Raw genomic sequence first — 25,149 nt, 5'->3', positions numbered from 1 at the left:
GAGGCGTGGCATGAAGATTCTGCTGGTCGAGGATGACCAGGCGCTGAGCGAAGCGCTCGCCGCCTCCCTCGAGGAAGGCGGGCTGCTGGTGGAGGTCGCGGCGACCGGAGGCGAGGCGGATTTTCTGCTGCGCACCGAGCGCTACGACGCAGTCGTGCTCGACCTGGGACTGCCGGATGGCGATGGCACGCGCTGGCTGGCCCAGTGGCGCGACGACGACATCGACCTGCCGGTGCTGGTGCTGACCGCGCGAGAGCGCTGGTCCGACAAGGCTGCGGGCTTTTCTGCCGGGGCCGACGACTACGTCACCAAACCCTTCGAGACCGCCGAAGTCATGTTTCGGCTGCGGGCCCTGGTGCGCCGCAGCCACGGCCACGCCCACCCGGTGCTCAGCGCCGGGGCGCTCAGCTTCGACACCCACACGGGGGCCGTGACGCTGGCCGGCAGGCCGGTGGCGGTGACGGCTCAGGAGTCACGGTTGTTGTCCTACCTGATGCATGCCCGCGAGCGGGTGGTCAGTCGCGCCGAGCTGGCCGAGCACGTCTACGACCGTGACCATGAACCCGATTCCAACGTGATCGACGTCCAGATAAGTCGCCTGCGGCGCAAGCTCGGCAGCGAGCGGATCGAGACACGGCGCTGCGAGGGCTATCGCCTGGTGACCCCGGCGGGAGAGGATGCGCCGTGACGCCGCCGCGCGGTTCGCTGACCCGGCGGCTGCTGCTGGCGTCGCTGGTGCTGGTGCTGGTGATCCTGCCGCTGGTCGGCGGTGGGCTGTCCTACAGCTTTCGCGAATCCGCCTCGGCCTCGTTCGACGAACGCCTGTCGTCGATGCACCGGGTGCTGCTGGCGGCCCTGGATCGAGACCCCCAGAGCGGTGCCCTGGTGGTCAACGACAGTCTCGGCGATGCGCGCTTCGATCAGGTGTTCTCCGGTTGGTACTGGCAGATCAGCGACGGCGAGCGCCTTTCCCGGGGCTCGCGTTCGCTGTGGGATCAGCGCCTGCCGATCACCGCCTCCCCAGACACCGTCTGGCGCACCATCGAAGGGCCTCGTGGGCAGCGGCTGAGGCTGGTCGAGCGTTCCCTCAGGCTGTCGGGGCATCCCCACCCCGTTCACGTCAGCCTGGCGGTCAGCCGTCAGGAGCTCGATGCTGAAGTGGCACGCTTCGAATGGCTGCTATGGCTGTCGCTGCTTGGACTCGGCGTGCTGTTGCTGACCGGTCTGGCGCTGCAGATCCGCTGGGGGCTGGCGCCCTTGAGGTCGCTTCACGCGGATCTGGCGGCGGTCAAGGGCGGCCAGCGGGAGCGCCTCGATACCCGGCTGCCGACCGAACTCGCGGAACTGGCGGTGACCATGAACGAGGTGCTCGACCATGACCGGCGGCTGATCGAGCGAGGTCGCGCCACCGCCGGCAATCTGGCCCACGCGCTCAAGACGCCGGTCAGCGTATTGATGACCCAGGCGGAACGCCTTCCCGAGACCGAGCGAGCCAGGATGCGCCAGGAGCTAGGACGTATCGATGCTGCCGTGCGCCACCACCTGGCCCGTGCCAGCGCCGTCGGCAGCGCCGCCCTGGCCGCCAGGGTACGTCTGGCCAGGGTGCTGGCGCCGGTGCTGGACGGCCTGTCTCGGCTGGCCACGCGTCGCGGTATCCGTCTCGAGACCCGCGTGGCGGATGGGCTGGCGCTGCGCATCGATCCCAACGATCTGCAGGAGCTGACCGGCAACCTGCTGGAGAACGCCATCGACTGGGCGCGCACCCGGGTCGAGCTCGATCTCTGGCTCGAAGGGGACAGCGTGCGCCTGCGTCTGGAAGATGACGGTCCGGGCATGAGCGCGCAAGAGCGTGAGGCGGTACTCAAGCGCGGCGTGCGTCTGGATGAGCGCCGCCCCGGCAGTGGGCTGGGGCTTTCCATCGTCGAGGAACTGGTGTCACTGTACGGCGGTACGATGACCCTGGATCGCGCGGCGCTCGGTGGACTGAGGGTAAGCGTCACGCTGCCCGGCGGCTTGCTGGAAAAGACGCCGGCCGAGTAAGCCCGCGTTGTGCCGGTGTCCCTGGCTTGCGATGATGCAGGCTGTACGATCAGCCAGAGAGACGATGCGTGGACAAGTTCGAGGTCAAGCTGGACCAGGCCGCACGAGCCGCCTGGCTTTCCTATGTGGGTGGACAGACGCAGGATGAGATCGCCGCACAGCTTGGGGTCTCCCGGCCGGGCGTGCAGCGACTGCTGGCGCTGGCCAGGCAGGAAGGCCTGGTCAAGGTCCATATCGACCACCCCGTGGCCCACTGCACCGCACTGTCCCAGGCCATCCGTGAACGCTTCGAACTGGACTACTGCGACGTGGTGCCTGCGTCCGCCACCGCCGAGGACAGTACCCCCTACCTGGCGGTGGCCGGCGCCGAGCGTCTGTCACGCATCATCGAGCGCAGCGAGCCGCAGACCCTGTCGCTGGGCTCCGGCCGCTCGATTCGTGCGACCGTGGAGGCCCTGAGCCGGATCGACCGTCCACGTCATCGCTTCGTCTCGCTGGTCGGTAACGTGGCCAGGGACGGCTCGTCCAACCGCTACGACGGGGTTATGGTGGCGGCGGACAAGACCGGTGGCGAGCGCTACCTGCTGCCGACGCCGGTGGTCGCCAGTTCGGTCGAGGAGAAGCGGGCGCTGGCGGCACAGCCGCTGTTCCGCGCCATCGGCGAGGTGGCCGAGCAGGCCAGCGCGGCCTTCGTCGGGGTAGGGCGGATCGATCGCCAGGCGACGCTGTTTCAGGATCATTTCATCAGCGAGTCGGAACTCGACGAGCTGCTGGCGCTGGACGCCGTGGGAGAGCTGGTGGGCTGGCCGATGGATGCCGATGGCCGGTTGATCGACTGCTCCACCAGTCAGCGAGTGACCAGCCTGCCGCTGACCACGCTGAAGCGTCAGGCGATGGTGGCGGTGGCCGGTGGCCGCGACAAGGGGCCGGCCATCCTGGCCGCGCTGCGCGGCGGCTGGCTGACCAGTCTGATCACCGACGATCAAGCGGCGCGCTATATCGTCGAGCGCCTTTCCTCGCACATCTAGGCAGCACGGCTGCTGTATCGTCGAGCGCCTTTGCCTGGCCCCCTTCCTGGCCCCTTCCTGACACCCTCGCGCCCCGGCGGCTTGCCGGGGCGCGAGGGTGTTGTCTGACGCGCTGCTTCGTCACTTCGTGTGGATCTGGCCTTCATGCCTTCACGCCTGCTGGTGCTGCAACTGCTGCTCCTTGCGTGCGGTGATCGCCTTGAGCTTGAGCGATGCCAGCATCCCGACGATGCCCATGCAGGCGATGTAGCCGAAGTACAGCTGGTAGGCGGTGACCGCCTCGAAGCGTGCCGACAGGAAGCCGTAGATCTGCGGCAGGAAGATGTCCGGGGTGTAGGCGAGCAGCGAGATTACGCCGATGGCCAGTCCCGCCACCTCCATGGAAATATCGCAGTCGTCGAGTATCGCCCAGTACAGTCCGCGCAACGCATAGGTGAGCACACCGATCATCAGCACCACCGCCAGCAAGGCCACCGTGCCTACCGAGGTCGGCATCAGGATCAAGGTGGCCAGAAAGGCGGTGGCGCCTAGAAACAGCAGTGCCAGCACATTGGTCTTGCCGAAGCGGTCACCGAGAAAGCCGGCGGTGATGCCGCCGATAGGGCGCATCCACAGCTTGGCCACGGTGATGGCGCCGGCGGCGACGGCGGTGACGCCATATCCCTCCTGGACATAGGCCGAGAAGGAATAGGTCGCCCAGAACAGCTGGTAGCCGCACAGGATGATAAGCGCAACCAGCCACAGCGCCGGAATCGACGCCAGATGCTTGAGGTCGGCGAGTACATTGCCGCTGGTCTTGATCTTCTTGGCGCGTATCTCGGAGCCGTCATGGCGAGTGAAGAAGATGAAGGTCAAGGCGGCGATCACCAGACAGGTGAACGAATACATGTAGACCACCACCTTGAGCGCCTCGGTGGTGTTGTCCTGCTGGTCGTTGAGGTAGTAGGCGAACAGGCTGATCGCAATGGTTGCCAGGATCGCCTCGATCAGTCCGCGCCCGCCATCGAGGATACCGAAGAAGCGGCCCTGCTCGTCTTTCTTGGCCAGCATCTTCCCCCCTTCAGCATCGCCGACCAGAAGGTCAGCCCCGAGGTCAGTCCCCAGCCGAGAAAGACCATCGTCAGCATGACGCCGGAAGGGATGGTCGCGAACAGTAATCCGAGCAGCCCGGTGCCGGCCATGGAGACCGTCACCAGCAGGCGGGGCGAGAACTTGTCGGCGAGCCAGCCGCTGGGCAGGTAGCACAGGAAGAATACGACACCCAGCATGGAATAGAAGTTACCGAGTTCACTCGAGGTGATGTTGAAGACCTCGAGGATCGGTGTTTCGAAATTCTGGCGCAGGTAGAGCAGGGGATAGATGGACCCTGCCGCCAGCAGCATCAGACTGAACTGGAAGTAGCGCTTGCGATTGGACTTGTTGGCGATGGCCGGAGGCAGAGCAGCGTGGTCTGTCATTGTTGTGGCTCCCTCGATCCAGGATCGATTGGCGTGGCATGCGTGGTGGCGTGGGGCCTGCAGGCATGCTCGGCGAGGCCCTGGCCGGCGCTTCACGCAAGGGCCCCGGGGCACCGGACGAGAAGGCAGGGAAATAAATGACAGGTCGCGCGGTGGATCTGCAGAAGTGCCGCAAAGGACGCATCGAACTGCCGGATCAGCGATCGATCGAAGCCTAGGAGGCGGGTCTGAGAGCGTCAATTTTATTCCATATAGGGAATAAGATTTCTATATATGGAAAATAAGGGGAGGATTGGGTTAGTCGATTGATTTTAAAGAAAGTGCTGACTGTTACAACGGCTTTTCGAGGTAAGGGGCCAGGCTGAAGCCAAGGGCGGGAAAATACCATGGGAAGATGAAAAGCCTTTAAACAACAAGGTAATGAAGGGGCTGAATATCTAATATTTGCTGTTTTGTGCGAGCTCGGTGAAGGCCAGACGTTTGGCTGATTTACGTCGATGAGTGGTTGCCGGGGCAGGGGCTGAAAGGCGTCCGTGTACCGCTAAAGTCTAAAGCTATCGGCTTTGCGTTTTGTGTGGCTGTGTTCGATCATTTGATCATCAAGTGATTTGATTGATCATTTTCTGGGTGAGGTATCCGCAGCGTTGGCTTGCTCGGATGCACGCAATGCCCGACCACCACGACGAGTCCGAGGATTCGCGTCGGCGGTACAACAATATCCCCGCCAAGCGGGTAACGATCAGGAGTGCGCCATGAAGCCGTCTTACACCCTCCGTCCTCTTTGCGCGGCGCTGTCCAGGCCGCTGGTGCCGGCAAGTGCGCTGGTGCTGTCGCTGGGCGCGTCAGCCGCCCAGGCCGAGACCATCACCGTGGCTACCGTCAACAACAACGACATGGTGATCATGCAGAGCCTGACCGAAGCGTTCGAGAAGGCGCATCCGGACATCACCCTCGACTGGGTGGTACTGGAAGAGAACGTGCTGCGTCAGCGCATGACCACGGATATCGCCACCCAGGGTGGCCAGTTCGACGTCATGACCATCGGCAGTTACGAGGCCCCGATCTGGGCCGAGCGGGGCTGGCTCGAGCCGCTGGATGATCTGCCCGAGAGCTATCAGGTCGATGACCTGCTGGGACCCGTGCGCGATGGCCTGAGTCACGAAGGTAGCCTCTACGCGCTGCCGTTCTACGCCGAAAGCTCGATGCTCTACTACCGCAAGGATCTGTTCGCCGAGGCCGGTATCGAGATGCCCGAGCAGCCCACCTGGAGCCAGGTGCGTGACTGGGCAGAAGCCCTGCACGACGACGACGGCGAAGTGGCCGGCATCTGTCTGCGTGGCAAGCCGGGCTGGGGCGAGAACATGGCCTTCGTTTCCACCCTGACCAACACCTTCGGCGGCCGCTGGTTCGACATGGACTGGAACGCCCAGATCGACAGCCCGGCCTGGCAGGAGGCGGTCGCCTTCTACGTCGACCTGCTCGACAACTACGGTCCGGCCGGTGCCAGCTCCAACGGCTTCAACGAAAACCTGGCGCTGTTCTCGCGCGGCAACTGCGCCATGTGGGTGGACGCCACCTCGGCGGCGGGCAAGCTGTTCGATGCCGATGAGTCCCAGGTCGCCGACCAGCTTGGCTTCGCCCCGGCGCCGGTGGCCGAGACCCCCAAGGGCTCTCACTGGCTGTGGGCCTGGGCGCTGGCCATCCCCGCTTCTTCGGATGCCAAGGATGCGGCTCGTCAGTTCGTGACCTGGGCCACCTCGCCTGAGTACGTGGCCTTGGTCGGCGAGCGTGAAGGCTGGACCAGCGTGCCCCCCGGCACCCGCCAGTCCACCTACGACAACGCCGAGTACATCGAGGCCGCGCCCTTCGCCAGCTTCGTGGTCGACGCCATCAGCAAGGCCGACCCGCTCGACTCGAGCCTCGAGCCGAACCCCTACGTGGGCGTCCAGTTCGTCGGCATCCCCGAGTTCCAGGCCATCGGCACCCAGGTCGGCCAGATGGTGGCCTCGGCCCTGACCGGCGAGACCAGCGTCGAGCAGGCGTTGTCCGCCGCCCAGCGGGCCACCGAGCGCACCATGAAGCGCGCCGGCTATACCGACTGAAGCTCGTTCGTGGGCCGGCCTCCACGGTCGGCCCCTGGCTCCGATCGCCTGCGGACTTACCCCGCAGGCCTGACCAAGCGTGATCTCCCATGAACAAGAACCGTACTTCCGGGCGCACCGTCGGAGGGCTTCGCACCCTCTCGCTGCAGGCGCCGGCCGTTACTCTGCTGCTGCTGTGGATGATCGTGCCGCTGGCGATGACCGTCTGGTTCTCGTTTCAGCGCTACAACCTGTTGATGCCGAGCATGACCGGCTTTGCCGGTTTCGAGAACTACGAATACCTGCTGACCGACCCGGCGCTGTGGTCGGCGATGGGCACCACCCTGCTGCTGGTGGGCTGGGTACTGGCCATCACCGTGGTCGGTGGCACCCTGCTGGCGGTGCTGTTCCAGCAGGACTTCATGGGGCGCGGCGTCGCCCGAGTGCTGGCGATCTCGCCGTTCTTCGTGATGCCCACGGTCAGCGCCCTGGTGTGGAAGAACATGATGATGCACCCGGCCAACGGCGTATTCGCCTGGCTCGCCGAGAGCCTGGGGCTGCCGGCGGTGGACTGGTTCTCGAGCCTGCCGCTGACCTCGATCATCATCATCGTGTCCTGGCAGTGGCTGCCCTTTGCGCTGCTGATCCTGCTGACCGCGATGCAGTCGCTGGATGACGATCAGGTCGAGGCAGCACGCATGGATGGTGCGGGCCCGGTGGCGATCTTCTTCTACATCACCCTGCCGCACCTGAAGCGTGCCATCAGCGTGGTGGTGATGATCGAGATGATCTTCCTGCTGACGATCTTTGCCGAAATCTTCGTCACCACCTCGGGTGGACCGGGGCTGGCCACCACCAACCTGGCCTACCTGATCTACATCCGCGCGCTGCTCGACTTCGACGTGGGCACCGCCTCCGCCGGCGGCGTCATCGCCATCATCCTGGCCAACATCGTCGCCATCTTCCTGGTGCGCATGGTGGCCAAGAACCTCGAGCAGTAGCGCCTTGCGGCCGCTGACGACCCATCGACCAACAACAAGCTGACGAGGTGCACCACATGACCACCACCACTACCACCGGCGACAGCGTCAAGGCGCCGGTCGCCGACGCCGGGCGAGGTGCCTCGGCCCTGCGCGCCCAGCGCAGGCGCAAGTTCGGCATCACCCTGCTGGGCTGGGGCGTGGCCCTGATCATATTCTTTCCGATCTTCTGGATGATCGTCACCGGCTTCAAGACCGAAGCCGAGGCCATCGCCGATCCCAGTCTGATCTTCACCCCGACGCTGGAAAGCTATGTCGAGGTACAGGAGCGGGCCGACTATCTCAAGTTCGCCTGGAACAGTGTTGTCGTTTCCTTTGGTTCGACCCTGCTGGCGCTGTTGATCGCGGTGCCCTCGGCCTATGCCATGGCCTTTTTGCCGACCAAGCGCACCAAGGGCACCCTGCTGTGGATGCTGTCCACCAAGATGCTGCCCTCGGTGGGCGTGCTGGTACCGATCTATCTGCTGTTTCGCGACTTCGGCCTGCTCGATACCCGCATCGGCCTGACCATCGTCTACACCTTGATGAACCTGCCGATCGTGGTGTGGATGCTTTACACCTTCTTCAAGGACCTGCCCAGGGAGATTCTGGAAGCGGGCCGCATGGACGGTGCCAGCACCTTCCAGGAGGTGTGGTACCTGCTGCTGCCGCTGACCCTGCCGGGGATCGCTTCCACCGGATTGCTGTCGGTGATCCTGAGCTGGAACGAGGCCTTCTGGAGCCTGAACCTGACCACCTCTCAGGCGGCGCCGTTGACCGCCTACATCGCTTCCTTCTCCAGCCCCGAGGGACTGTTCTGGGCCAAGCTGTCGGCGGCCTCGACCATGGCCATCGCGCCGATCCTGATTTTTGGATGGCTCACGCAAAAGCAAATGGTCCGTGGTCTGACCTTCGGCGCGGTGAAGTGAGCGAACTGATCGACGAGAAGCTTCGGCTGGCGCTCTTCACAAGCCCAGAAACAAATGGTCCGTGGTCTGACCTTCGGCGCGGTGAACGACGCACCACCAGACAGATATTCCAGGCGGCGCCGAGGCGCCCCTGACAGAACTTCGAGGACAACAAGATGGCAACACTGACACTCAACCAGGTGGTCAAGAGCTTCGGCGACACCCACGTCATCAAGGGCGTCGATCTGGAGGTCAAGGACCAGGAATTCGTGGTCTTCGTCGGCCCATCCGGCTGCGGCAAGTCGACCCTTTTGCGGATGATCGCGGGACTCGAAAGCACCAGTGACGGCGATATCGTCATCGACGGCCAGCGGGTCAACGACCTGGGGCCGGCGGAGCGGGGGCTGGCCATGGTGTTCCAGAGCTATGCGCTGTACCCCCACATGACGGTGGAGGACAACATGGGCTTCAGCCTCAAGCTGGCGGGGGTGTCCCAGCAGGAACGCCGCCAGAAAGTGCTGGACGCGGCGAAGATCCTGCAGCTGGAGCCCCTGCTCGAGCGCAAGCCCAAGGCGCTTTCCGGCGGTCAGCGCCAGCGTGTGGCGATCGGCCGCGCCATCGTGCGCAACCCCAGCATCTTCCTGTTCGACGAGCCATTGTCCAACCTGGACGCGGCGCTTCGAGTACAGATGCGCATCGAACTGGCGCGTCTGCACGAAGAGCTCAAGGCGACCATGATCTATGTGACCCACGATCAGATCGAGGCCATGACCATGGCCGACAAGATCGTGGTGCTCCAGGGCGGCGTGGTGGAACAGGTCGGCTCGCCGATGGAGCTGTATCACCATCCGCGCAATCGTTTCGTGGCGGGGTTCATCGGCTCGCCCAAGATGAACTTCCTGAAGGTCGAGGCCGTTGCCGGCGACGCCCAGGGGGTCGAGGTGCGTGTGCCGGGCGGCGATACCGTCAAGGTGCCGGTGGAAGGCGACGAGGTGGCCCAGGGCCAGGCGCTGGAGCTCGGCATCCGTCCCGAGCATCTGATGCTCGACGACCAGGGACCGCTGAAGGCCAGCGTCAGCGTGATCGAGCGGCTGGGCGGACAGACCTCGCTGTACGTGGAGATGGACGGCGACTTGCTGACGCTGATGGTGGATGGCGACGTGACCCACCGGGTGGGAGACGAGATCCGCTTCGGCTTCGAGCCGGGCCGGGCACATCTGTTCGGTGAGCAGGGTCTGGCGCTGGCAAGTCTGGAGCGTCACCCGCTGGCATCTCTGACCCGCCAGGACAATCGTGCCGCCAGTACCGCGGAAGCCTGAGGAGCGACCATGACGACCCTGATCTTCGACTGCGATGGCGTGCTGGTGGACAGTGAGGTGATCGCCGAGGCGACCCTGGCCGAGCGGCTGGCCGAGTGGCTACCCGACCTCGACGTAGAGGCGGCCCTGAATGAAGCCCTGGGCCGCACCACCGCGGCGATTCTCGAACTTCTCGACGGCCAGAGCGCCCACGCGCTGCCCAAGGACGCGCTGGCCCTGCTCGACGACGAGATCGAAGCCCGCCTCGCTCGCGAACTCACCGCCATCGATGGCGTGGCGCAGGCGCTGTCGGCGATTCCCGGTGCCAAGGCGGTGGTCTCCAACAGTCGTCGTCAGCGGGTCGTCGCCTCGTTGTCGCGTACCGGTCTGGATCAGGTACTGGACACGGCGCCGATCTTCTGTGCCGAGCAGGTCGACAAGCCCAAGCCCGATCCCGGCGTCTACCTGCTGGCCGCCGAGACCCTGGGGGTCAGCCCTGGTGCCTGCCTGGTGGTCGAGGACTCCATCGCCGGTGCCAGCGCCGCCCTGGCCGCCGGCATGACGGTCATCGGCTTCGTCGGGGCAAGCCATCTGCCAACCGATCACGCCGAACGGCTGAGCCAACTCGGTGTGTGGCAGGTGATGACCCATATGGCGCAACTGCCCGCCCTGGTGTCCAACTGGCAGCAGCGTCAGCAGGCCAGCGCATGAAAGACGCCTCTGTTGGCCCGGTGGCGGGCAAGCTCCAGGACAAGACCGCCGTGATCACCGGTGGTGCACGCGGGATCGGGCTCGCCATCGCCCGGCGTTACGCCGAGGAGGGCGCGCGCGTGGTGATCGCCGATCTCGACAGCGAGGCCATCGACGAGGCGCTGGAAGGCTTCGACCGCGAGCGCGCGATGGGTACTGCGCTGGATGTCCGCGACAACGCCGCCATCACTGCTATGGTTCGAAAGGTAGAGAAACGTTTTGGCGCTATCGACGTGCTGGTCAATAATGCGGCGGTATTTGGCATGGCGCCGGTGCTCGAGGTGGATGAGGCCGACTTCGAGCGCCAGTTCGCGGTCAACGTCAAGGGACTGTTCTTCACCCTGCAGGCGGTGGCCAGGGCCATGGTCGAGGCGAAACGTGGCGGTGTCGTCATCAATATGGCCTCCCAGGCCGGGCGGCGTGGCGAGCCTCTGGTCAGCACCTACTGCGCCACCAAGGCAGCGGTGATCAGTCTGACCCAGTCCTGCGCGCTGGACCTGATTCGCCACGGTATCCGTGTCAACGCTATCGCCCCGGGGGTGGTCGATACCCCCATGTGGGACGAGGTCGACGCCCTGTTCGCCCGCTACGAGGGACGCCCCCTCGGCGAGAAGAAGCGACTGGTCGGCGAGGCGGTACCCTGTGGCCGCATGGGGCGACCGGACGATTACGCCGGCGCTGCGGTGTTTCTGGCCAGCGCCGACAGCGACTATGTCATCGCCCAGACCCTGAACGTCGATGGCGGCAATTGGATGAGTTGAGCCACGGGCACGAGCGAGGTGACAGATGACCCCCACCATGGAAGCGATCGCTGACGAACTGCTGACGCGCAGCGAGGGCAGGGCGCGCTATATCGTTGCTCTGGCCGGCCCGCCGGGGGCCGGCAAGTCCTTTCGCTCCGCCTGGCTGGCGCGTCAGCTCAACGAGCGGCAACCCGGCGTCGCCGAGGTGGTGCCCATGGATGGCTATCACTTCGACAACGGCGTGCTGGAATCGCAGGGGCTGCTGCCCATCAAGGGCGCGCCGGAAACCTTCGATGTGGATGGCCTGCGCCATGACCTGGCGCGGCTGAAGCGAGCCGACCGGGACGTGGCCGTACCGGTATTCGACCGACCGCTGGACCTGGCGCGTGCCGGTGCTCGGGTGATCACGCCCGGTCATCGGGTGCTGATCGTCGAGGGCAACTACCTGCTGCTGGATCACGGGCCCTGGCCGGCGCTGGCGGACTACTTCGACTTCAGCCTGTTTCTCGAGGTCGCCGATACGGTGCTCGAGCAGCGATTGATCGAGCGCTGGCTCGGCATGGGCCAGGACCAGGCCGGGGCCATCGCCAAGACCCGGGACAAGGACATGCTCAACGCGCGCCTGATCAAGACCCGCTCGATCACCGCCGATCTCCACTGGCACTAGCCAATCCCATTTTTGGAAAGCGGCTCTGCTTTCTCATTGTTCATCTGGCGGAGAGCCTTCATGACACGACTTTGCAACGCGGAACTGGCTGGCCTCGCTCCGCATATCTCGGTGCCCAGCTACGATCGTCGGGCGCTGACACCGGGCATCGCCCATTTCGGCGTCGGCGGTTTTCATCGGGCCCATCAGGCCATGTACCTGGATCGTCTGATGGAAGCCGGGCAGGCCCATGACTGGGGTATCGTCGGCATCGGCGTGATGCCAGGCGACAAGCGCATGCAGGAGGCGCTGGCCAGCCAGGACCACCTCTATACCCTGGTGGTCAAGCATCCCGATGGCGCGCTGGAACCCCGCGTCATCGGTTCGATCATCGATTACCGGTTCGCGCCGGACGACCCCGAGGCGGTGATAGAGACACTGTCGGACCCGACCATCCGGATCGTCTCGTTGACGGTGACCGAGGGCGGCTACAACGTCCACCCGGTCACCGGCGAGTTCGATCTCGATGCCGCCGAGGTGGTGTATGACCTGTGCAATCCCGAGCGTCCGCGTACCAGTTTTGGCCTGATCGTGGCGGCGATCGAGCGCCGGCGCGAGCGCGGCATCCCGCCCTTCACGGTGATGTCCTGCGACAACATCCCGGGCAACGGCGAGGTGGCGAGGCGCATGTTCACGGCCTTTGCCTACGCTCGTGATCGCGCGCTCGGGCAGTACGTCGAGGCGGAAGTGCCTTTCCCCAGTTCAATGGTCGATCGCATCACGCCGATGACCACGCCGGGCGACATCGAGGAGCTTTCCGAGCGCTTCGGACTGGAAGACGCCTGGCCGGTGATCTGCGAACCCTTCACCCAATGGGTGCTGGAGGATCATTTTGCCAGTGACCGACCGGCGTTTGATGAGGTCGGCGTGCAGCTGGTCGAGGACGTCGAGCCCTACGAGCTGATGAAGCTCAGGTTGCTCAACGCAGGCCACCAGGCGCTTTGCTATGTCGGCTATCTGGCCGGCTATCGTTACGCCCATGAGGTCTGTCAGGACCCGCTGTTCATCGACTTCCTGCTTGGCTACATGGCCGAGGAGGGCAGCCCGACACTGCCTCCGGTCCCTGGCGTCGATCTCGATCAGTACCGGCACACCCTGATCGAGCGCTTCGCCAATCCCGAGGTGCGGGACACGCTATCGCGGCTTTGTGCTGAAAGCTCGGACCGAATCCCGAAGTGGCTGTTGCCGGTCATTCGTCACCAGCTCGAACACGGCGGCGAACTCAAGCGTTCTGCCGCGGTGGTGGCAAGCTGGGCGCGCTACGCCGAAGGCGTGGACGAGCAGGGCCAGCCCATCGCGATCGTCGATCGCTGGAAGGATCGGCTGACCGAGCTCGCCGGTTCCCAGCGCGAGCACCCCACCGCCTTTATCGAGAATCGTGAGCTGTTCGGGGATCTCGCCGACTCGCCGCGCTTCGTGGTGGCCTACGTCGAGGCGCTGAAGCTGTTGCAGGACAAGGGCGCCAGGGCGACCCTGGAGGCGCTGGCGTCCTGACCCACCGGTGAGCGCGTCGGCTTCGACGCACCGTGTCGATGCGCCAACGAGGAATCTTTTCATGTATCTCGGTGTGGATTGTGGCACCCAGAGCACCAAGGTGGTGGTGGTGGATTTGGCGCGTGGCGCCACCATCGGCGAGGCCAGTCGACCCCACCGCATGATCGAGGGCGCCAGAGGACGGCGCGAGCAGGACCCGGCACAGTGGATCGAGGCCTTTATCGGCGCCTTCCACGCGGCGATCGAGTCCGCCGGTGTCAGCGCCGGCGATATCCGCGGCATCGGTGTCTCCGGCCAGCAGCATGGCATGGTGGCGCTGGATGCCAGGGACCAGGTGCTGTACCCGGCCAAGCTGTGGTGCGATACCGAGACCCATGCCCACAACCAGGCCCTGATCGGCGCTATGGGCGGGGAAGAGGGCTGCCTGGCGCGGCTCGGCCTGGTGCCTCAGACCGGCTACACCGCCTCCAAGGTGGCCTGGCTTCGCGAGCACCATCGCGACATCTATGATCGCGTGGATGGCGTGCTGTTGCCCCACGACTACCTCAATCTGTGGTTGACCGGCGAGCGTGTCAGCGAGGCGGGCGACGCCTCGGGTACCGGTTATTTCGATAGCCGCTCACGGTGCTGGAGTGATGAGGTGTGGAAGCTGATCGCCCCGGAGCTAGACCCGGCCCGGGCGCTGCCAAGACTGATCGATTCCCGCGACACGGCAGGGCAGGTCCGGCCGGTGCTGGCCCGGGAGCTGGGGCTTTCCCCAGGCGTCGCGGTCGCCAGCGGCGGCGGAGACAATATGCTCGGCGCCATCGGCACCGGCAACATCATGCCGGGCAAGGTGACCATGAGCCTTGGCACCTCGGGCACCGTCTGCGCCCACTCCGATCACCCGGTGCTGGCCGATTCGGCCATGGTCGCCAACTTCTGCGCCAGCCACGCGGGCTGGCTGCCGCTGGTCTGCACCATGAACACCACCTCGGCCACCAATCGCGTGCGTGAGCTGTTCGGTCTCGACCTGGCGGGGTTCAACCAGGCCCTGGCCCAGGCGCCTGTGGGCGCCGATGGCGTGACGGTCTTGCCGTTCTTCAACGGCGAACGGGTACCGAGCCTGCCCGAGGCCAGCGCCTCCTTTCTCGGCCTGACCAGCCGCAACACCAGCCCCGCCCATCTGTGTCGCGCGGTGGTGGAGGGCGCTACCTTCTGTCTGCGCTACGGCCTTGACCTGATGGGGCCGCTGGCCGACCAGGCACGCCAGATTCGGCTGATCGGCGGCGGCGCCCACAGCGCCGCCTGGCGCCAGATGGTGGCGGACATCACCGCCACCGAGGTGGTGTGCCCCCGGGTGACCGACGCCGCCGCTCTTGGCGGCGCCATCCAGGCGGCCTGGTGTGCCAGGGAGGGCGAGCTGGACGAGCTGTGCCAGGCGCTGGTCCAGCTGGATGAAGGCTCCCGGGCCGAGCCCGACGCAGGCCGAGTCAAGCGCTATGGCGAGGTCTACCTGGGCTGGCTGGTCGCCCTCGATCGTCTGCATGGATGAAAGCTGAGGCTCTTGCATGGATGACCGCTGAGGCTCTTGCATAGATGACAGCTGAGGCTCTGCCGGCTAGCGTTGGAGCAAGTCGGGCCAGCCCGCTCGTCTCAATGCCGTGCAGCGAGGACGCCATGCCTATTCCACCGCCATCGTCACCTTTACCGTCTGATTCGCCCACCTCACCGCCCGGCGCTTCATCCTCTGCTCCGTCCGTGGGCGAGGGCGCCACCAGCCCTGCCCAGCGCGAGATCCTGGCCCTGGGGGCGCTCGCCTTGTCCCGGGCGATCCATGCACGAGAGCTTAGTTGCCGCGAGGTGATGGACGCCTACCTGGCACAGATCGACGCGGCCAACCCGGTGGTCAACGCCATCGTCTCTCGCCGAGACCACGAGGTGCTGATGGACGAGGCCGGGGAGCGCGACCGCGAACTGGCGGCGGGGCGCTCTCGCGGCTGGCTCCACGGCATTCCCCAGGCGATCAAGGACCTTTCGGCCACGCGTGACCTGCCGACCTCGATGGGCTCGCCCTTGTTCAAGGGTCAGGTGCCGCCGCAGGACGGCATCATGGTCAGGCGGATGCGCGAGGCCGGCGCCATCTTTGTCGGCAAGACCAACACGCCGGAGTTTGGCCTCGGTTCCCAGACCTACAACCGCGTCTTCGGCGCGACCCGCAACGCCTTCGATCCCGCCCTGTGCGCCGGTGGCTCCAGCGGCGGGGCCGCTGCCGCCCTGGCCATGCGCATGCTGCCGGTGGCCGATGGCAGCGACATGATGGGGTCTTTGCGAAACCCTGCCGCCTACCACAACCTGTTCGGGTTGAGGCCTTCCTTCGGTCGCGTTCCCCATGGTCCAGGCCCTGATATCTTCGGCCATCAGCTGGCCACCGAAGGGCCCATGGCGCGCAGCGTCGGCGACCTTGCCAGGCTGCTGGCGACCCAGGCCGGGGCCCACCCCCGCGCTCCCCTGTCACTCGCCGATGATCCCGAGCGTCTCGCCGATCCGTTCGATGACGCTGACGCGGCGTCGGGCCTGCGTATCGGCTGGCTCGGCGACTGGCAGGGCTACCTGGCGATGGAAGAGGGTGTGCTGGACGTCTGTCAGGGAGCGCTGTCGGTGTTCGAGCGCCTCGGTGCTCGGGTCGAGCCGGTGGTGCCGGAGATGGCACCCGAGCGGCTGTGGCAAAGCTGGCTGGTGCTGCGCCAGTGGGCGGTGGCGGGCAGTCTGTCAGAGGTCTGGGCCGACGATAGCCGTCGTTGCCAGCTCAAGCCCGAGGCCTGCTGGGAGGTCGAGCAGGGCATGGGCCGAACGGCGCTGGATGTGCACCGTGCCAACGTCGAGCGCAGTGCCTGGTACGCCTGCCTGCTCGGACTGTTCGAGCGCTTCGATGCGCTGGCCCTGCCCAGCGCCCAGGTATTTGCCTTCGACGTCGACACACCCTGGCCCGGGCAGATCGCCGGGCGAACGATGGACAGCTACCATCGCTGGATGGAGGTGGTGATCGCCGGCTCCCTGTCGGGGTGCCCGGTGATCAATCTGCCCGCAGGCTTCAACCCGCGCGGCCAGGCCATGGGCGTCCAGCTCATCGCTCCCCATCGTCGTGATCGCGACCTGCTGCGCTGGGCTCATGCCTTCGAGCAGGCCGCTCCCGACTGGCTCGAGCGCGAGCCCGAATGGCGTACGCCCGGGGCTCACCCGCCGCGTTGAGTCCCCGTCGCGCCACGTTGCCTGGCGGGGCTCAGCCCTGCCATACCTCAGCGACCAGGCGGTAGCTCTCGAGGCGATCCTCCAGGGCATAGGTGTCGGTGTTGATCATCAGTTCATCCGCCTGGGTGCGTTCTAGCAGGCGCTCCAGACCGTCGCGCACCGTCGCCGGGCTGCCGATCACCGCGGCGCCAAGAAACCCTTCCACCTGGGCGCGCTCCATGGGGTTCCAGTCCAGCGTCGCCACCGGTGGCCGGGCGCGTCCGCGCTGGCCGCGAATCAGGCCCAGAAACTTCTGCCTTGCGGTGCTGGCGAGGTAGTCGGCGCGCTCGTCCGTGGCGGCGGCCAGCACCGGCAGACCGACCATGGCGTAGGGCGCCGCGAGCACCTCGGAGGGGCGGAAGTCGCGGCGATAGATGGCCAGCGCTTCGTCGAGCTGGGCCGGGGCGAACTGGGCGGCGAAGGCAAAGGGCAGCCCCTTGTGGGCGGCCAGCTGGGCGCTGTACAGGCTCGAGCCCAACAGCCAGATCGGTACTCGGGTGCCCTGGCCGGGCACCGCCCGGACCCGCTGCTCCGGTCGGGCATCGCCAAGAAAGCCTTCCAGTTCGGCCAGACGCTGGGGGAAGTCCTCGACGCCAGCGTGTGGATCGCGGCGCATCGCCGCCATGGTGGCCGCGTCCGAGCCCGGCGCCCGGCCCAGCCCCAGATCGATGCGGCCCGGATAGAGCGTCTCCAGGGTGCCGAACTGTTCGGCGATCACCAGCGGTGGATGGTTCGGCAGCATGATGCCGCCGCTGCCCACGCGGATGTGTGAGGTCTTCTCCGCCAGGTGTCCGATCAGTACCGAGGTCGCCGCGCTGGCGATCCCCTCCAGCCCATGATGTTCGGCCAGCCAGTAGCGGGTGAAGCCAAGCGATTCGCTCAGGCGGGCGAGGGCAACGCTGTCGTGGAAGCTGTCGGCGACGGTGCCTCCATCCCGGATCGGCGCCAGGTCCAGGACCGAAAGGGGCGTAGTGTCGAGACGGGCCATGGGGCTCTCCTTTTCTTGGGCCGAGTTTCTGGCCGGGTTCTTGGTCAGGTTTCTGGCCGGGTTTCTGGCCGTGCCTGTAGCCGGGCTTTTGGCCGGGAAAATTCGTACCTGAGACGACGAATTTGGCGGATGTTTTGCTGCGCCGACTGGCGGGTGGTGGATTCCGCTGTCTTGGTGGCGAAGTTCACTATGATGTCACCGAGGTGCCTCATCGGTGCTTCGACTCTCCAGTGGCAGTCCAGTGTCAGCTTAGTGCCAAGCCGGATCGGTGGGCTGCCCGGGGATGATAGATAACAACCTAACGGTTATCAAAGTACGGGTCTGCAAAGGCTGCTCGGCGAATGCCCGGGCAGAAGCGTTCGATAAGGAGCGTCCGAGCGTGGTCTTCGCCGGAGCGGCGCTGCACAGGCCTTCCAACAAGCAGTCGAACAAAAGGAAGGCGATATGCAACGCAATGAAGGACAGCGGGTCTTTTACGTCTCCGCGATCATCATCCTGATCCTGGTGGCCCTGGGGGCCATGTTCCCTGAAGGTTTCGGCGAAGTCGCCAGTCGCGCCCTGGGAGGCGTATCCCACTATTTTGGCTGGTTCTATCTGCTGTCGGTCACCGGCATCGTGGTATTTCTGCTCGGCCTTGCCGTGAGCAAGTACGGCAAGGTGCGCCTGGGGCCGCAGGACGGCAAGCCAGAATACGGCTTCTTTTCCTGGGTCAGCATGCTGCTGGCGGCCGGCTTCGGGGTTGGCCTGGTGTTCTACGGCATGGCCGAGCCCATGACCCACTATATTGCACCACCCTACGCCGACATGACGCCGGAAAGCGCGGAGTCGGCCCGCTACGCGATTCAGTACAGCTTCTTCAACTGGGGGATTCATCAGTGGGCGGCCTTCGCCCTGGTGGGCTTGATCATCGCCTACTACCAGTTTCGCAAGGAGCAGGCGGGCCTGGTGTCGGTGGTGCTGCGTCCGCTGACCGCCAAGCGACCGGGGCTGCGCAAGTTCAACGGCGCCCTGGACGTCTTTGCCGTGGTGGCTACGGTGATGGGGGTGGCGACCTCGCTGGGGCTGGGCGTGCTGCAGACCAACGGCGGCCTGCACGCGGTGTTCGGCATCCCGGAGAACGGCCTGTGGCAGTTCATCATCCTGTTCTGCATGTTCCTGGCCTACATGGCATCCACCTGGTCGGGCCTGGACAAGGGGATCAAGCGACTGTCCAACCTCAACATGATCATGTGTATCGCCATGATGGTCTACGTGCTGGCGACCGGCCCCACCATCAAGCTGCTGGAGACCATCACCCTGGGACTGGGCGACTACCTGCAGAACTTCTTCGTGATGAGCCTGCGCATGTCGCCCTACAACGATAATCCCTGGGCCCAGAACTGGACCATCTTCTACTGGGCCTGGGTCATCGCCTGGTCGCCCTTTGTCGGTACCTTCGTGGCGCGCATCTCCAAGGGGCGCACCATCAAGGAGTACGTGTTCGGCGTGCTGTTCGTGCCGCCACTGCTGGCCTGCCTGTGGCTGGGCGTGTTCGGTGGCACCGCCATCCATATGGAACTGGCCAACGAGGGCCTCGGCCTGGCCCAAGCGACCCAGGACAACATCACCGTGGCGCTGTTCGAGATGTTCGATCTGATGCCCTTCTCGGGACTCTTGTCGGTGATGGCGATGATGCTGATCTTCATCTTCCTGGTGACCTCGGCAGACTCGGCGTCCTATATCGTTGCCCAGATGACCGACAACGGCTCGATCAATCCTCCCCTCTACAAGCGGGTGCTGTGGGGTGTGCTGATCGCCGCCATCTGCCTGACGCTGATCGCCGCTGGCGGCCTCAAGGGACTGCAGTCGGCATCGGTACTGTCGGCGCTGCCGTTCACCTTCATCCTCTACATGATGGTGATCGTACTGGTGAGAGAGCTGCGCAAGGATCGCAAGCTGATGCTCGACGGTCTCTATCAGCACTACCGCGAGATGCCGGTCGGTGCAGACGCCTTCGAGGCGCGTGACCAGGCCAAGACCGAAGGCATGGAGCCCCCCGAGGAAGCGCTGAAAATGGATGACAGTGAGGAGGGTGGCTCCAGCGAGGCGATGGCCACACCGAAACCGCAGTAACCACGTGGCGGCGGCCGGGCCTCGATCACCCGTCTGTGATAGCCCCGGCTGGTAAGGGACAGGCGGAGCCAGACCTGACCGCAGGAAACCAGAAGGCCCGCCCCATGGCGGGCCTTCTGCTATGTCGTTAACTGACGGCGCTATTGGAGGCACTATTTCCGGCACTATTGCCGGTACCCCAGGGTGCCGGCAATTTTTTGTGCCGAATCGAATATTCGCCTACCGTGATGGAGAGTCCGACTTTTGTTAGGGTGCTACGCCCCTCACATCATGACCGCCGTCTGGCAAGGAGTGTCCATGAACGGTCGAGCGCTGCAGGAGCGCCTGCCGCTGTCTGGCAAGGATCGCGTCTTTCGTCTATCTGCCCTTATCATCATCGCCCTGGTCGCCGTGGGCGCCAGTTTCCCCGACGCCTTCGGTGACGCCGCCAACACCGCGCTGAGCCAGGTGACCCACTACTTTGGCTGGTTCTACCTGATGGCGGTGTTCGCCTTCGTCATCTTTCTGGTGGCGCTGGCGATGAGCAAGTACGGCAAGGTGCGCCTGGGGCCCCAGGATAGCACCCCCACCTACGGCACCTTTTCCTGGATCAGCATGTTACTGGCGGCCGGCTTCGGCGTCGGTCTGGTGTTCTACGGCATGGCCGAGCCCATGACCCACTTCGCCGAGCCTCCCTATGGCGCGGTCCCCGCCGAAAGCGTGGAAGCGGCGCGCTACGCCATCCAGATGAGCTACTTCAACTGGGGGGTGCACCAGTGGGCGGCATTCTCGCTGGTCGGGCTGATCATCGCCTACTTCCAGTTCCGCAAGGACCAGGCCGGGCTGGTCTCCTCGGTGCTGTCGTCGATGACCGCCAAGCGCCCGGCGCTGCGCCCCTACACCGACTGGCTCGACATCTTCGCCGTGGTCGCCACGGTGATGGGGGTGGCGACCTCGCTGGGACTCGGGGTACTGCAGGTCAATGGTGGCCTCAATGCGGTCTTCGGGCTGCCGGAAAGCGGCCTTTGGCAGGCGGGTATCCTCGGGGTGATGTTCGTGGCGTACATGGCCTCGACCTGGTCGGGGCTCGACAAGGGCATCAAGCGATTGTCCAACCTCAATATGGCGCTGTGCATCGCGATGATGCTGTACGTGCTGTTCACCGGCCCCACGGTCAAGATCCTCGAGACCATCACCCTGGGCATCGGCGACTACCTGCAGAACTTCATTGGCATGAGCCTCAAGATGTCGCCCTACAACGATGACCCCTGGGCTTCCAGCTGGACCATCTTCTACTGGGCGTGGGTGATCGCCTGGTCGCCCTTTGTCGGCACCTTCGTGGCTCGGGTCTCGCGGGGACGGACCATTCGCGAGTACGTACTCGGTGTGCTGGTGGTGCCGCCGCTGCTGGCGTGTCTGTGGATCGGGGTGTTCGGCGGGGCGGCCCTGCATATGGAGCTGGGCGGTGATGCCGGCCTGGCCGCCGCCACCCAGGACAATATCACCGTGGCACTGTTCGAGATGTTCGACCTGATGCCGTTTTCCACGGTGCTGTCGGTGCTCGCCATGATCCTGATCTTCATCTTTCTGGTCACCTCGGCAGACTCCGCCTCCTTTATCGTCGCCCAGATGACCGACCATGGCTCCATCGCTCCGCCGCTGTACAAGCGGATCTGCTGGGGGCTGTTGATTGCCGCCATCTGTCTGACGCTGATCGTTGCAGGTGGGCTCAAGGGACTGCAGTCCGCCGCCGTGCTGGCGGCCCTGCCGTTCTCGTTCATCCTGTTCGGGATGATGTTCGTGCTGGTCAAGGAGCTGCAGGCGGATCGCCGCAACATGCTGTCACAGCTGTACCGTCAGCATGGCGAGACCCCGGTGGGCGCGGATCCGTTCGAGGCCGGCAACCTGGCCGAGGAGGAGCGTCTGCGGCGGGCCCCCAACGTGGTCAACCGGCGCATCAACCACTGAGGTGACGTCGACCGGCACCGGCGATCTGTGACCCCGGGCGAGCACCGTCAAACGAAACTTGGCGCAAAATGCAGTATCTACGATGCATTGGTAGTCAGGAAGAGTGCCAGGACGTAAGCTCAGGGTATCGTCGGAAGGATCTCGGCCATGTCTTCACCCCCTGCCCGCGGCGCGACCCGCCGCGGGCCTCCGTCTCGTCGCAGGCGGCTGACATTCAACTGGGTCACCTTCGATCGCTGGCTGGACCGTATCGTCATCCTGGCGGTGGTAACCGCCGTGACGGTCGGTATCGTCGCTCTGGCGCTATCCATGTTGGTGGACCCCTGATCGTACTCGACGCCTCGGTCGTGGGATGAACCGTGGCCAAGGGGCGGGCGCAGGAAGGGTCGGGCACAGGAAGGAACTATATGGGGCAGTGGCTGTTGATCATGCTGCTGGTGTTGGGCGTTGCCCTGGACAAGGGGATGATCGCAATACCGGATCGCTGGTTGCCCTGGACACCGATATCGATCGAGACGCCGCCTGGTCCTTTCCTCGGCTGGAAGCTGGCGCGGCTGGCGGATGACCCCGAGGCCTGCCGTGCGGTGCTGGCGGCGGACCCGCCCCAGCGATATACCCCACTGGATGACGTCACCCGGGGCCAGTGCGAGCTTTCCAATCTTGTGCGCTACGCCGGAGGCCAGTCGCGCTTGCAGCCGAGCGTGATGACACGCTGCCCGCTGGCGGTGGCCTGGGCGGTGTTCGAGCGTCATGAGCTCAGCGCCGCTGCGCGTGCTCACCTTGGCGTGGACGTGGCCCAGATCGAACACTTCGGCAGCTTCGCCTGCCGCAACATCTATGGTCGAGCCGAGGGACGTCGCAGCCAGCATGCCAGCGCCGAGGCCCTGGATGTGGCCGCCTTCGAACTCGAGGACGGTCGTCGCGTCAGCTTGTCGGGCCACTGGGGCAAGGGAGCCGAAGGACGTTTCCTGAAGGAAGTGGGGCAGCGCGCCTGCAAGGTCTTCGGCACCGTGCTGGGGCCTGACTACAATGCCGCCCACGCCGATCACTTTCATCTCGGCGTGGGCGGCCGGGTCTGCCGCTGAGGGCGGCATCTTGGCTCGGATCGGGGCGGGGTCGAAAGCTGCCTGGACGCCTCGGGCCTGGACTTAGCGACTGAGGTCGATGTCCCGGGAATCGGTGGCAGCACCGGTCGCCGCACCTACGCCGCCGCCGATGACCGCGCCCTTGCCCACGTCGCCGCCGGTGATGGCCGCCGCGCCGGCACCTACCGCTGCACCGACCCCCGCGCCACTCAGCGCCCGTTCTCCGGTACCGGTACCGCAGGCCGACAGTGCCAGGGCCATGGTCAGGGCAGTAGCGCTCAGCCCGGTCATCTTCAGAAGTTTCATGTCGTCGTCCTCATGCTGGGGGATGACCCTAACAGTAACAACGGCACAGAAAGGAGCAAGTGAAGCAAATATGCAGCAATTGTCGCCAATTGGCGCCAATTGTGGGAGCCGTGCTCGCTTGGCCGAACCAGGTCAGACACACGACAGGTCAGATACCCGGCCGGCCAGACCCGGGCGAGATACCCGACCGGCCAGATACAAGAACACCGCCGGCAAGCCGGCGGTGTTCTTGTGCGTCGAGCAGGTTTGGAACGAGGCAGCCTCGCCTCGCCCCAGGCCCAGGACCTTAGTTGTCCAGGTCGACGTCGTCCTCATCGGTGGCGGCGCCGGTGGCCGCGCCTACGCCACCGCCGATCACGGCGCCTTCGGCGACGTCACCACCGGTGGCGGCGGCGGCGCCGGCACCTACGGCGGCACCCACGCCAGCGCCACTGGCGGCGCGTTCACCGGTGCCGGTGCCGCAGGCGGCGAGGCCCAGGGTCATGAAAGTGGCCAGCAGCAGGCTGGAGAGTGTCTTGATGGAACCCTTCCTCATGATGTTTCTCCTATGCTGTTATGTGCCATATCGAGCCTATTGGCCAAGAGAGCCGAGCACAACCCCTTGATTCTCCGATGTGGTGTCGCTTTCAGCAGACATTTTCTGGTGCCGTGTCGTCACCGGCGACGACTCCCGCCTGTCAGGTACGTCTTGGATCCCTCGGCTGTTGTTGGGTAATGCAGTGGACGTTGCCGCCGCCGAGCAGGATCTCTCGGGCGGGCACGCCGATCACCCGACGCTCGGGAAAAAGCCTCGCCAGAATGTCGCGAGCCTCATTGTCGCGGCGTTCATCCAGCAGGGGCATTACCACCACTCGATTGCCGATGTAGAAGTTGACGTAGGAGGCCGCCATGCGGTCCCCGGGCTGGCGTGGGTGCGAGCTCGAGAGCCGGTCGATGCCGCTGGCCTCGTCTTCGCCGATAAACAGCGGGCCGGGCTGGGGCAGGCGGTGCACGGTAAACGGTCGACCGCAGGCATCGGTACTGGCTTCCAGCACCGCCAGGGCGTCGCGACAGATCTGGTACTCCGGGTCCGCGGCGTCGTCGCACCAGGTCAAGGCAACTTCGGCGGGGCCCACAAAGCAGCAGAGATTGTCGACGTGGCCGTCGGTTTCATCGAGGTAGCAGCCCCGGGGAAGCCAGATGACCTTGCTGATGCCCAGCTGCTCACCCAGGCGCGCCTCCATGGCGGCGCGATCCAGACCCGGGTTGCGGTTGGGGTTGAGCAGGCACTCCTCGGTGGTGATCAGGGTGCCCTCGCCGTCGACGTGAATGGCACCGCCTTCCAGCACGATACCGGCATCGAAGCGGGGGATGCCCAGCATTTCGGCGATCTTGGGGCGGATCCGGCGGTCCTTGTCCCAGGGAAAATAAAGCCCGCCCTTGAGTCCGCCCCAGGCGTTGAATTCCCAGTCCACCACCGCCAGGCCATGTTCGGGGTGGGTCAGAAAGGTCGGGCCCACGTCACGCATCCAGGCGTCGTTACTGGATAGTTCGACCACGCGAATCGATTCCGGAAGCTGATAACGGGCGTTTTCGTACTGATCGTCGTTAACGCCCACGTAGACGGTCTCGCTCTCGGCGATGGCGCTGGCCACCGCGACGAAGGCCTGTTGGGCGGGCTTGGCTCCCAGGCGCCAGGTATCCGGGCGCTGGGGCCACAGCATCCAGCAGGCGTCGTGAGGGGCGAATTCCGCCGGCATGGACCAGCCAAGTCGGGCGGGACTGTGCGCGTCGCTGCCGGCGGAACTCGACGCGGCAGGGGCCGGGGTCGGTGAAGACGAATGGTGTGTCTGGTTCATGGAGGCTCTCACAAGAATCCGATCAGCAGGAACACGCCGGTGGCCAGGGCCGCGGCGATCAACACGTAGGGGATCTGGG

The 25,149-nt window shown here is 65.2% G+C and carries 23 protein-coding genes; 17 read left to right on the top strand and 6 right to left on the bottom strand.

Translation table 11 applies throughout. The features are described from left to right. Window positions 1-10 precede the first annotated feature (10 nt). The 3 genes from KUV74_RS08660 to KUV74_RS08650 all read left to right on the top strand — a co-directional run bounded on the left by KUV74_RS08660 (window position 11) and on the right by KUV74_RS08650 (window position 3,068). Complete coding sequence (locus KUV74_RS08660) at window positions 11-688, top strand: response regulator transcription factor (RefSeq protein WP_222516111.1); 678 nt, start codon at window positions 11-13, stop codon at window positions 686-688. Then, complete coding sequence (locus KUV74_RS08655) at window positions 685-2,040, top strand: sensor histidine kinase (RefSeq protein ID WP_222516110.1); 1,356 nt, start codon at window positions 685-687, stop codon at window positions 2,038-2,040. Before KUV74_RS08660 ends, KUV74_RS08655 begins: the two co-directional genes overlap by 4 nt. Window positions 2,041-2,108: 68 nt before the next feature. After that, a complete protein-coding gene (locus KUV74_RS08650; RefSeq protein WP_222516109.1) occupies window positions 2,109-3,068 on the top strand; it encodes a sugar-binding transcriptional regulator in 960 nt (319 codons plus the stop codon). A 150-nt stretch (window positions 3,069-3,218) separates the two neighbouring features. Here KUV74_RS08650 and KUV74_RS08645 read toward each other — a convergent pair whose 3' ends face one another. Both KUV74_RS08645 and KUV74_RS08640 read right to left on the bottom strand, forming a co-directional pair. Then, window positions 3,219-4,118, bottom strand: a complete 900-nt coding sequence (locus KUV74_RS08645; RefSeq protein WP_222516108.1) for an MFS transporter — start codon at window positions 4,116-4,118, stop codon at window positions 3,219-3,221. Then, window positions 4,055-4,525, bottom strand: a complete 471-nt coding sequence (locus KUV74_RS08640; protein ID WP_222516107.1) for an MFS transporter — start codon at window positions 4,523-4,525, stop codon at window positions 4,055-4,057. The genes KUV74_RS08645 and KUV74_RS08640 overlap by 64 nt, the downstream gene beginning before the upstream one ends. A gap of 752 nt (window positions 4,526-5,277) precedes the next feature. On the opposite strand from KUV74_RS08640, the gene KUV74_RS08635 reads away from it, so the two are divergent. From KUV74_RS08635 to KUV74_RS08590, 10 genes are all read left to right on the top strand, one after another. After that, entirely contained in the window at window positions 5,278-6,627 is a 1,350-nt protein-coding gene (locus tag KUV74_RS08635; RefSeq protein ID WP_108450158.1) for an ABC transporter substrate-binding protein, read from the top strand. Between the two features lie 89 nt (window positions 6,628-6,716). Further along, window positions 6,717-7,607 (top strand): carbohydrate ABC transporter permease, encoded by an 891-nt coding sequence (locus tag KUV74_RS08630; RefSeq protein ID WP_045991261.1) that lies wholly within the window; start codon window positions 6,717-6,719, stop codon window positions 7,605-7,607. A gap of 56 nt (window positions 7,608-7,663) precedes the next feature. Beyond that, entirely contained in the window at window positions 7,664-8,554 is an 891-nt protein-coding gene (locus KUV74_RS08625) for a carbohydrate ABC transporter permease (RefSeq protein ID WP_045991260.1), read from the top strand. A gap of 155 nt (window positions 8,555-8,709) precedes the next feature. Then, window positions 8,710-9,852 (top strand): ABC transporter ATP-binding protein, encoded by a 1,143-nt coding sequence (locus KUV74_RS08620; RefSeq protein WP_045991259.1) that lies wholly within the window; start codon window positions 8,710-8,712, stop codon window positions 9,850-9,852. A 9-nt stretch (window positions 9,853-9,861) separates the two neighbouring features. Then, on the top strand, window positions 9,862-10,542 hold the full coding sequence (locus KUV74_RS08615; protein ID WP_222516106.1) for an HAD family hydrolase: 681 nt from the start codon (window positions 9,862-9,864) through the stop codon (window positions 10,540-10,542). After that, complete coding sequence (locus KUV74_RS08610; protein WP_222516105.1) at window positions 10,539-11,342, top strand: L-iditol 2-dehydrogenase; 804 nt, start codon at window positions 10,539-10,541, stop codon at window positions 11,340-11,342. Before KUV74_RS08615 ends, KUV74_RS08610 begins: the two co-directional genes overlap by 4 nt. 25 nt (window positions 11,343-11,367) lie before the next feature. Beyond that, window positions 11,368-11,991, top strand: coding sequence for a nucleoside triphosphate hydrolase (locus tag KUV74_RS08605; protein WP_108132238.1), 624 nt, complete (start codon window positions 11,368-11,370; stop codon window positions 11,989-11,991). Window positions 11,992-12,051: 60 nt separating this feature from the next. Continuing rightward, window positions 12,052-13,524, top strand: coding sequence for a mannitol dehydrogenase family protein (locus tag KUV74_RS08600; RefSeq protein ID WP_222516104.1), 1,473 nt, complete (start codon window positions 12,052-12,054; stop codon window positions 13,522-13,524). A gap of 61 nt (window positions 13,525-13,585) precedes the next feature. Beyond that, window positions 13,586-15,058, top strand: coding sequence for a xylulokinase (xylB, locus tag KUV74_RS08595; RefSeq protein WP_222516103.1), 1,473 nt, complete (start codon window positions 13,586-13,588; stop codon window positions 15,056-15,058). Window positions 15,059-15,183: 125 nt separating this feature from the next. Next, entirely contained in the window at window positions 15,184-16,755 is a 1,572-nt protein-coding gene (locus KUV74_RS08590) for an amidase (RefSeq protein ID WP_222516102.1), read from the top strand. A 31-nt stretch (window positions 16,756-16,786) separates the two neighbouring features. Here the strand turns inward: KUV74_RS08590 and KUV74_RS08585 are convergent, their stop codons facing one another. After that, window positions 16,787-17,782 (bottom strand): LLM class flavin-dependent oxidoreductase, encoded by a 996-nt coding sequence (locus KUV74_RS08585; protein WP_222516101.1) that lies wholly within the window; start codon window positions 17,780-17,782, stop codon window positions 16,787-16,789. A gap of 444 nt (window positions 17,783-18,226) precedes the next feature. Between KUV74_RS08585 and KUV74_RS08580 the strand changes: the two genes are divergently transcribed. From KUV74_RS08580 to KUV74_RS08565, 4 genes are all read left to right on the top strand, one after another. Continuing rightward, on the top strand, window positions 18,227-19,894 hold the full coding sequence (locus KUV74_RS08580; RefSeq protein WP_083970190.1) for a BCCT family transporter: 1,668 nt from the start codon (window positions 18,227-18,229) through the stop codon (window positions 19,892-19,894). A gap of 297 nt (window positions 19,895-20,191) precedes the next feature. Continuing rightward, a complete protein-coding gene (locus tag KUV74_RS08575) occupies window positions 20,192-21,841 on the top strand; it encodes a BCCT family transporter (protein ID WP_045991251.1) in 1,650 nt (549 codons plus the stop codon). A gap of 147 nt (window positions 21,842-21,988) precedes the next feature. Continuing rightward, window positions 21,989-22,168 (top strand): hypothetical protein, encoded by a 180-nt coding sequence (locus tag KUV74_RS08570; protein WP_108132245.1) that lies wholly within the window; start codon window positions 21,989-21,991, stop codon window positions 22,166-22,168. An 80-nt stretch (window positions 22,169-22,248) separates the two neighbouring features. Then, window positions 22,249-22,926: an extensin family protein gene (locus tag KUV74_RS08565; RefSeq protein WP_222516100.1), complete on the top strand. Its 678-nt coding sequence runs from the start codon at window positions 22,249-22,251 to the stop codon at window positions 22,924-22,926. Window positions 22,927-22,989: 63 nt separating this feature from the next. On the opposite strand, the gene KUV74_RS08560 is transcribed toward KUV74_RS08565, so the two are convergent. The 3 genes from KUV74_RS08560 to aguA all read right to left on the bottom strand — a co-directional run bounded on the left by KUV74_RS08560 (window position 22,990) and on the right by aguA (window position 25,070). Then, a complete protein-coding gene (locus tag KUV74_RS08560; protein WP_045991248.1) occupies window positions 22,990-23,232 on the bottom strand; it encodes a hypothetical protein in 243 nt (80 codons plus the stop codon). A 286-nt stretch (window positions 23,233-23,518) separates the two neighbouring features. Next, entirely contained in the window at window positions 23,519-23,767 is a 249-nt protein-coding gene (locus KUV74_RS08555) for a hypothetical protein (RefSeq protein ID WP_045991247.1), read from the bottom strand. 142 nt (window positions 23,768-23,909) lie between these two features. Then, the gene (aguA, locus tag KUV74_RS08550) at window positions 23,910-25,070 is read right to left on the bottom strand and encodes an agmatine deiminase (RefSeq protein WP_222516099.1); all 1,161 of its coding nucleotides are present in this window, start codon (window positions 25,068-25,070) and stop codon (window positions 23,910-23,912) included. Window positions 25,071-25,149: the final 79 nt, after the last annotated feature.

It is taken from the genome of Halomonas sp. DP1Y21-3 (assembly GCF_019801245.1).
GTDB lineage: Bacteria > Pseudomonadota > Gammaproteobacteria > Pseudomonadales > Halomonadaceae > Halomonas > Halomonas litopenaei.
This window is presented reverse-complemented; position numbering and strand designations above follow the sequence as displayed.

Bases quoted from the DNA above. Each gene is read 5' to 3' on its own strand.
- KUV74_RS08645 (WP_222516108.1), bottom strand. From the start codon at position 4,118: ATGCTGGCCAAGAAAGACGAGCAGGGCCGCTTCTTCGGTATCCTCGAT.
- KUV74_RS08580 (WP_083970190.1), top strand. From the start codon at position 18,227: ATGCAACGCAATGAAGGACAGCGGGTCTTTTACGTCTCCGCGATCATC.
- KUV74_RS08620 (WP_045991259.1), top strand. From the start codon at position 8,710: ATGGCAACACTGACACTCAACCAGGTGGTCAAGAGCTTCGGCGACACC.
- KUV74_RS08555 (WP_045991247.1), bottom strand. From the start codon at position 23,767: ATGAGGAAGGGTTCCATCAAGACACTCTCCAGCCTGCTGCTGGCCACT.
- KUV74_RS08560 (WP_045991248.1), bottom strand. From the start codon at position 23,232: ATGAAACTTCTGAAGATGACCGGGCTGAGCGCTACTGCCCTGACCATG.
- KUV74_RS08585 (WP_222516101.1), bottom strand. From the start codon at position 17,782: ATGGCCCGTCTCGACACTACGCCCCTTTCGGTCCTGGACCTGGCGCCG.
- KUV74_RS08565 (WP_222516100.1), top strand. From the start codon at position 22,249: ATGGGGCAGTGGCTGTTGATCATGCTGCTGGTGTTGGGCGTTGCCCTG.
- KUV74_RS08630 (WP_045991261.1), top strand. From the start codon at position 6,717: ATGAACAAGAACCGTACTTCCGGGCGCACCGTCGGAGGGCTTCGCACC.
- KUV74_RS08640 (WP_222516107.1), bottom strand. From the start codon at position 4,525: ATGACAGACCACGCTGCTCTGCCTCCGGCCATCGCCAACAAGTCCAAT.
- KUV74_RS08660 (WP_222516111.1), top strand. From the start codon at position 11: ATGAAGATTCTGCTGGTCGAGGATGACCAGGCGCTGAGCGAAGCGCTC.
- KUV74_RS08605 (WP_108132238.1), top strand. From the start codon at position 11,368: ATGACCCCCACCATGGAAGCGATCGCTGACGAACTGCTGACGCGCAGC.
- KUV74_RS08615 (WP_222516106.1), top strand. From the start codon at position 9,862: ATGACGACCCTGATCTTCGACTGCGATGGCGTGCTGGTGGACAGTGAG.
- xylB (WP_222516103.1), top strand. From the start codon at position 13,586: ATGTATCTCGGTGTGGATTGTGGCACCCAGAGCACCAAGGTGGTGGTG.
- aguA (WP_222516099.1), bottom strand. From the start codon at position 25,070: ATGAACCAGACACACCATTCGTCTTCACCGACCCCGGCCCCTGCCGCG.
- KUV74_RS08575 (WP_045991251.1), top strand. From the start codon at position 20,192: ATGAACGGTCGAGCGCTGCAGGAGCGCCTGCCGCTGTCTGGCAAGGAT.
- KUV74_RS08625 (WP_045991260.1), top strand. From the start codon at position 7,664: ATGACCACCACCACTACCACCGGCGACAGCGTCAAGGCGCCGGTCGCC.
- KUV74_RS08610 (WP_222516105.1), top strand. From the start codon at position 10,539: ATGAAAGACGCCTCTGTTGGCCCGGTGGCGGGCAAGCTCCAGGACAAG.
- KUV74_RS08570 (WP_108132245.1), top strand. From the start codon at position 21,989: ATGTCTTCACCCCCTGCCCGCGGCGCGACCCGCCGCGGGCCTCCGTCT.
- KUV74_RS08635 (WP_108450158.1), top strand. From the start codon at position 5,278: ATGAAGCCGTCTTACACCCTCCGTCCTCTTTGCGCGGCGCTGTCCAGG.
- KUV74_RS08590 (WP_222516102.1), top strand. From the start codon at position 15,184: ATGCCTATTCCACCGCCATCGTCACCTTTACCGTCTGATTCGCCCACC.
- KUV74_RS08600 (WP_222516104.1), top strand. From the start codon at position 12,052: ATGACACGACTTTGCAACGCGGAACTGGCTGGCCTCGCTCCGCATATC.